This is a genomic window from Halorubrum sp. Hd13, from assembly GCF_002252755.1.
Taxonomy (GTDB): Archaea; Halobacteriota; Halobacteria; order Halobacteriales; family Haloferacaceae; genus Halorubrum.
This window is the reverse complement of the sequence record NZ_NHOY01000081.1, coordinates 1-6505: the sequence shown is the minus strand read 5'-3', so window position 1 is coordinate 6505 and position 6505 is coordinate 1. Positions and strand designations below refer to the sequence as shown.

At 67.0% G+C, this 6505-nt stretch carries 6 protein-coding genes; 3 read left to right on the top strand and 3 right to left on the bottom strand.

Annotated elements, in window-relative coordinates; all coding sequences use genetic code 11:
• Positions 1-304: 304 nt before the first annotated feature.
• Positions 305-658: a 2Fe-2S iron-sulfur cluster-binding protein gene (locus tag DJ81_RS10820; protein WP_094527633.1), complete on the top strand. Its 354-nt coding sequence runs from the start codon at positions 305-307 to the stop codon at positions 656-658.
• A gap of 18 nt (positions 659-676) precedes the next feature.
• Here the strand turns inward: DJ81_RS10820 and DJ81_RS10815 are convergent, their stop codons facing one another.
• The 3 genes from DJ81_RS10815 to DJ81_RS19225 form a co-directional block, all read right to left on the bottom strand.
• The gene (locus tag DJ81_RS10815; protein ID WP_094589709.1) at positions 677-2179 is read right to left on the bottom strand and encodes a short-chain fatty acid transporter; all 1503 of its coding nucleotides are present in this window, start codon (positions 2177-2179) and stop codon (positions 677-679) included.
• Positions 2180-2265: 86 nt separating this feature from the next.
• A complete protein-coding gene (locus DJ81_RS10810; RefSeq protein ID WP_094589707.1) occupies positions 2266-2583 on the bottom strand; it encodes an ASCH domain-containing protein in 318 nt (105 codons plus the stop codon).
• A gap of 74 nt (positions 2584-2657) precedes the next feature.
• Positions 2658-4694, bottom strand: a complete 2037-nt coding sequence (locus DJ81_RS19225) for a hypothetical protein (protein ID WP_094589705.1) — start codon at positions 4692-4694, stop codon at positions 2658-2660.
• 361 nt (positions 4695-5055) lie between these two features.
• Between DJ81_RS19225 and pyrB the strand changes: the two genes are divergently transcribed.
• Entirely contained in the window at positions 5056-5997 is a 942-nt protein-coding gene (pyrB, locus tag DJ81_RS10800; protein ID WP_094589703.1) for an aspartate carbamoyltransferase, read from the top strand.
• Complete coding sequence (pyrI, locus tag DJ81_RS10795; protein WP_094522167.1) at positions 5994-6452, top strand: aspartate carbamoyltransferase regulatory subunit; 459 nt, start codon at positions 5994-5996, stop codon at positions 6450-6452. Before pyrB ends, pyrI begins: the two co-directional genes overlap by 4 nt.
• Positions 6453-6505 lie beyond the last annotated feature (53 nt).

Sequence of the window (6505 nt, the reverse complement as noted above, 5' to 3'; positions counted from 1 at the left end):
CCAGCCGGGAGACGGTCGCAGGTGACGCAAGCACCGCAGGGAGCGAGCGGAGTGAGCGACCGAGAAGCGCAGCGAGCGTGCGACCGTCTCCCGGCTGGTGCTTTGGAGGTGTTCGCTGGCGATCCAGTATTAGCCATTCATAATCGAACGGCTGGGGCTTTGACGGTGTTCACCCACCCAATAACGACAACGACGGACCGACGCGAACCGGCCCAACCACCACCGCCCACTTATTCTTCCGTCCCCGCGCCGGCGACTGGATCGAGGGGAACCCTTTTTGATTGGTGGGCGGGTACTCCGCGCCATGACAGAGTACACCGTCGAGTTCGTCGGCACCGGCGAGACGATCGAGGTGGCCGACACGGAGACGGTCCTCAGCTCCTGTATCGAGGCGGGGATCGCCCAAGAGTACTCCTGCCGCGTCGGGATGTGCCTCGCCTGCTCCGCCGAGATCGTCGAGGGCGAGGTGACCCAGCCCGCGGCCCGCGGGCTCACCGACGATGAGGCGGAGGAGTACGCGCTCACCTGCATGGCGCGCCCGCAGTCCGACCTGAAGCTGGACCGCGGCAAGTACCCGCCGAGCATCGAGGACGAGGAGGCGACCGCGGCCGGCGGGGACACCGACGGCGCCGGCGGCGCGGCCGCGGACGACGATTGAAAAGGGCCGCTCCGCGGCTCAGTACGGCACCGCGTATAGCGCGACCGCGAGGAACGGGATCAGCGCGAGCAGCATCGCGATCGCGTACCCGAACATCTCCCGCGCTTTGACCTCCGTGATCGCCAGCAGCGGCAGCGCCCAGAACGGGTTCAGCAGGTTCGTGTGCGCGTCGCCGACCGCGTACGCGATCGTCGCCTGCCCGTAGGGGACGCCCAGGCTCTCCGCGGCCTGCAGCACTGAGGGACCGATGACGAGCCACTCGCCGCCGCCGGAGGGAACGAACACGTTCGCGACGGCGCCGACGAGCCAGGCGACGACGGGGTACGTCGCCGCCGTCGACACGTCGAGGAGCGCCTCGGCGAGCAGCAGCGCGAGCCCGGAGTCGGCCATGATCCCCTGAATCCCCGCGAAGAAAGGGAAGAGGAGGACGATGCCGGCCGCCGCGCCGGCGGCCTCGTTGAATCGGTCGCGGTAGTACGCCGGGCGCTGGTAGATGAGGAGGCCGGCGAAGAGGAACCCGAAGTTGACCGCGTTTAGCGTGAACGCCCCGAGCCCCTGCCCGAGGAACTGGTAGGCGACGACGGCGACCCCCGAGAGCGCGATCAGGCCGCCGAGGAGCCGGCTGTTGTTCAGCCGCTCGGCCGGAACGTCGTCGACGCCGGCCGGCGGTTCGTCGACCGGATCGGCGACCTCGGCCGCGTCGGTCCCGCCGTCGGCGGTCGCGTCGTCCGCTGCGCGACCGCCGTCGGCGGCCCCGTCGTCCGCTGCCCGACCGCCGTCGGCGGCCCCGTCGAACAGCTCCGCCTCGTCGACGTAGTGCGTGATCCCCTTCGCGCGGCTCCCGGAGGGAGCGAGAACGTACAGCATCGCGCTCGCGAAGACGATAGAGAGGGCGGTGAGGGTAAGCGCGTACGGGTGGAAGATGGTCTCGACGGCGGGCACGGTCGAGCCGAGGAACTCGAAGCCGGTCCCCTCGCCGATGTTGTTCGCGTCGGTCAACTGCAAGGGAGCGGACCCGGAGATGCCCCAGTGCCACGTCAGGCCGAGCCCCATGTAGCCCGCGACCGCCAACAGCGGGTAGTGGACGTCGATCCCCTTCCGGTGCGCGACTTTCCCCATCTCGCGGGCGAAGATCGCGCCCATGATCAGGCTGAATCCCCAGTGGACCCACGCCAGCGACATCGAAATGAAGCCGACGAACGCCGCCGCCTGCGCCCCGGAGTTAGGGACCTCGGCGAGCCGCTGGAGGAGGTCGTTGACCCGCGGGTGATACGCGATGACGAACCCGGTCATCAGGATCAACACCATCTGCATCGAGAACCCGAGGAACGCCCAGAAGCCGCCGTACCAGAAATCCAACAGCTCTACGGCACCCGATCCGGTCGCGATGAGGCCGGCGGCGAAGACGATATACGTCAACAATATTGCAAACACGAAGGGACTTGGCATCCATCGCTCCACGACCGTTGAGATACTGAATCCGATACGTTCGACGACCCCGGCCTCGTCACTTGCCGCCATGCGAATGGTATCCAGCATCTTACAGTATAAATAATGGGATACCGCACCGCCACCTCACGCGGAACGGTCCGGGCGGAGGCGGGGGTTCATTCGACGCGCTCGAACCGGTGGCGGACCACCTCGGCGTCGTCGTCCCAGTCGAAGTTCCCGCCGTGCGCGCGGACCATCCGCTCTTTGTACGCCTCCAGCGACGGCGACCCCTCTCGCTTCGCGTCGGCGTCGGTCATGTCGCCGAGGGTGCGCTCGGTGACCTCGGTGAGCTCGAACGTCGCGCCGTCGATCTCGAAGACGTCGCCCTCGTCGCCGTACTGATTCCCGCGGTGGAGCTGGGTCACGTCGCCGTCGAGCGCGGCCTGCTTCACGCGGTCGTTCGGGAGCAGGTCGGCCGGGTCGTTCTCGGACATGTGCGCCCGTTGGGCGCGGATCCGTTTATAGGCGTGGCCGGCGGGATCCGCTCGGCGTCAGGAGTACTCCGCGGTCAGCTCTTTTTCTGGCCCTTCTTCCCTTTCTGCCCGGCGTTTCCGCTCGCTGTCTGGAGGATCTCGGCCGTCCCGCGAACCGGTCGACCCGTGTCGCTCCGCTTCGCGAGGAACCGGACCCGAACGCTGCCGTCCGATCCGCCCGGCGCCGTGTCGACGCCGGTCCCGTCCGCGGGGAACACGAAGGTCGTCCGATTACCGCGCTGGACGACCTGCCGCGGCTCCGCGCCGCCCGCGCGGTTCACGTCGTAGAACCAACCGCACCGCACGGAGCCGTCCTCGATAGCGTCGGCCGTGATTCCGTCGACGGTCACTCGGTAGTTCTCCCCGGCACGCTTGACCGAGACGTCGACCTCCTCGCCTTGCGGGTGTGGGAGCGCGCGGTTCGTGATCGGCGGCACAAGGTAGTTCCCGCGAACCTTCGTCTCGAGATAGTTGACGATGCCGCTGTCGGGGCCGGCGCCGATTTTCTCGTCGTCGATACGGTCCTCGCCGGTCAGCCCGAACGCCTTCGAGTCGAACGCGACGCCGTTCATCGCCTGCCGGATGTACGCCATGTACGGGTTGAACCGCATCAGAGAGATGAAGAGGTTCCCGGGCGTCTCTTGGTCGGTGGTCGCGACGTCGCGTCGGAGCAGCACCTGTTCCGCCTCCTGGTTCCCGTCGTGGCCGTCCAAGTCGTCGTCGCGCTCCTCGGCCGGCAGTAGCTCGTCGCGCTCGCTCCCGGACAGGCGCTCTCGCCCCTCCTCGGTGAGTCGCGTCTCCAGGTCGAACCGGGCCCGGGAGAGCTTCTGCGCGTGGCCGGCCACGCCCGCGTCGTCGTAATCGTCGACCGTCTGCTCGGCCTTGTCGGTCTCGCCGCCCAGCTCCCGCAGCGGCGTGTCGCCCGGCGCGCTGCTGTCTCCGAGGTTCTCACCGACCGTCCCGGTGTTCTCATCGGTGTGGTCGGGCGAGAACATTCGCTCGCGGCGGCCCTCTGTGTCGTTCTCGTCGTAGAAGCGGTCGAGGTCGATGTCGAGCTTCGAGACGTGCTGGATGGTCCCCTGTGCGAATGCACCCGGTGGGTGCGGCACGACGAGGTTCTGGTCCTCGAGGATCGTCGCGTTGTCCTCGCGGGGAATGCTGTTGCGGTAGAGATCGTTGAACCCCATCGTCAGCTCCGCCTCCGGGTCGTCCGGGATGCGGTCCGGGTCGAAGTCGGTGTCGGACTCGAGCTCCTCGGTGATCGTCTCGTGGCCGGCGAATCCGGTCCGGCGATAAGGGTACTCGGTCGGGCGGCCGCTCCCGTTACCGGCCGTCTCGAGGACGCCCGAGAACGTGGCGTCGAACTCGACGGTGTCGCCGTCCATCTCGGCTTCGCCCCCCCAGAGCAACTCCTCGACGGCCATGATATTCTGCGCGTTGTTGCTGGCGAGGTGCAGACAGACCTCCGCCTCGTCGGCGTGGGGGTCCTCGTGGTCGAGGGTCACGCCGGGGGTATCGATGAGCTGCTTCGGCCGCAACAGCCCCGGCTTGACGACCTTCCCCTTCGGACTCAGTCCCCTCGGTAGGTCCGCGTCGAACCGGTCGAAGTAGGCGGGCGAGTAGCCGATGGTGAACAGGACGCCCTCGCTGGCCCACTCGAAGTGGCGCTCGATCTCGCGGAGCACCTCCTCAACCGTCGCTCGGTCGGCGGCGCTCGGCTCCTCCTCCTTGCCGGGCACGTAATTCAAGTGTAGCGTCACGTGGTGAGAGGGATGGGCCGTGACGCCGCCCTCGGAGATGTCCGTCTCGAAGCCGTCCCACGCGTGCTGTCTGTTGTCCCGTGCTTCGGCGCCGATCCGGTCTCCCCCCTCGGCCGAGACCGTCTCCGGCACCCCGTACAGTCCCGTGGCGGTCGTCAGCGCGCTCGCTCCCCCGATCGCGAGCGCTGACTTCATGAACGACCGTCGCTCGATTCCCCTGTCGGACGACACGCTCGAACCGTCGTTGACGTCGTCGGCGTGACCGTCCGTCGCCTCCTCGTCGTTCCCGTTCGAATGATACGGGCAACCCATGCCATCGATTTACAAGGACTATTCATATTTAATATTTAACATATTACTACAGTCGCTTAGAAACGAAATTATTCCGGCTGAAACACCTCTTCTGTATGGTTTGGGTTTGCGCAATATTTGAGCGAGCGTTATGTTTATTTACAAATATTCAGAGTATGATTGCAGAATAAAATATCCCGAAATGAATTGGTCAGTGCGATTCGTAGCGCCCGACGATACGTGAGACACCGGCGCATTCGTGAAACTGAGCCGACACTACGTATCTCGAAACCGGCGCTGACGGCGGTGTCCACTTTCGTGATCACCGAATTGGCGGGCCGAGCCGAGGGATTCAAGATACTGCCGGCCCCCTTCTCCGACGATGCGTCAGGACCACCTCATCACCGCGACACAGCTCTCGCGGGATGACATCGAGGCGGTGCTCGACCGGGCCCGGGAGGTCGCCGACGACCCCGCCGCCTTCGCGGACCGGCACGCCGGGCGGGTGCTCGCGCTCTGCTTCTTCGAGCCGAGCACGCGGACCCGGATGAGCTTCGACAGCGCGGCCAAACGGCTCGGCATGAACACCGTCGACATGGGCGATGTCGACTCCTCGTCGGTGTCGAAGGGAGAGTCGCTCTCCGACACCGTCCGCGTCATCGAGGGCTACGCCGACGCGGTCGTCCTCCGGCACCCGAGCGAGGGCGCCGCGAAGCTGGCCGCCGAGCACGTCTCCGTCCCCGTCGTCAACGCCGGCGACGGCGCCGGCCAACACCCCTCCCAGACCCTCCTCGACCTCCACACCATCCGCGAGAACCACGGGCTCGACGACCTCACGGTCGGGATCATGGGCGACCTGAAGTACGGCCGCACGGTCCACTCGCTGGCGGCCGCGCTCACGGAGTTCGACGCCAACCAGCACTTCATCAGCCCCGAGTCGCTGCGGCTCCCGCGGTCGGTCCGGTTCGACCTCCACGAGACCGGCGCGCAGGTGCGCGAGCACACCGACCTCGAGACCGTGCTCGGCGAGCTCGACGTGCTGTACGTCACCCGGATCCAGAAAGAGCGGTTCCCAGACGAGAACGAGTACCACCGCGTCGCCGGCGAGTACCAGATCGACGCCGAGACGCTCGAAGACGCCGCCGACGACCTCACCGTCATGCACCCGCTCCCGCGCGTCGACGAGATCGCGCCCGACGTCGACGAGACGGACCACGCTCGCTACTTCGAACAGGCGCACAACGGGATCCCGGTGCGGATGGCGCTGCTCGACACCCTCATGCAGAACGCGGAGGCCGCCGAGGGAACGGAGGTGGGCCGATGAGCGACCACGAGCTCCGCGTCTCGAAGATCCGCGACGGGACCGTGATCGACCACGTCGAGGGCGGGCAGGCGCTCAACGTGCTGGCGATCCTCGGGATCGACGGCTCCGAGGGGTTCGGCGTCTCCGTCGGGATGAACGTCCCCTCTGACCGGCTCGGCCGCAAGGACATCGTGAAGGTCGAGGAACGGGAGCTCTCGCAGTCCGAGGTCGACGTGCTCTCGCTCATCGCCCCCGAGGCGACGATCAACATCGTCCGGGACTTCGAGGTCGTCGAGAAGAACCGCGTGACGCGTCCCGACACGGTGACCGGCGTGCTCTCGTGTCCGAACCGGAACTGCATCACGAACGCCGACGAGCCGGTCGACACCCGGTTCGACGTCGTCGCCGACGGCGTCCGCTGCGACTACTGCTCGACGATCCTGCGCGCCGACATCGCCGACCACATCGACGTCTGACCCGAGCGAGGTGGGGTGGTTTTCGGCCGTCGGCCACCCGGTCCGTCCGACGC

Coding starts and splice junctions, on each gene's coding strand:
- DJ81_RS10820 (WP_094527633.1), top strand. CDS start 305: ATGACAGAGTACACCGTCGAGTTCGTCGGCACCGGCGAGACGATCGAG.
- DJ81_RS10815 (WP_094589709.1), bottom strand. CDS start 2,179: ATGGCGGCAAGTGACGAGGCCGGGGTCGTCGAACGTATCGGATTCAGT.
- DJ81_RS10810 (WP_094589707.1), bottom strand. CDS start 2,583: ATGTCCGAGAACGACCCGGCCGACCTGCTCCCGAACGACCGCGTGAAG.
- DJ81_RS19225 (WP_094589705.1), bottom strand. CDS start 4,694: ATGGGTTGCCCGTATCATTCGAACGGGAACGACGAGGAGGCGACGGAC.
- pyrB (WP_094589703.1), top strand. CDS start 5,056: ATGCGTCAGGACCACCTCATCACCGCGACACAGCTCTCGCGGGATGAC.
- pyrI (WP_094522167.1), top strand. CDS start 5,994: ATGAGCGACCACGAGCTCCGCGTCTCGAAGATCCGCGACGGGACCGTG.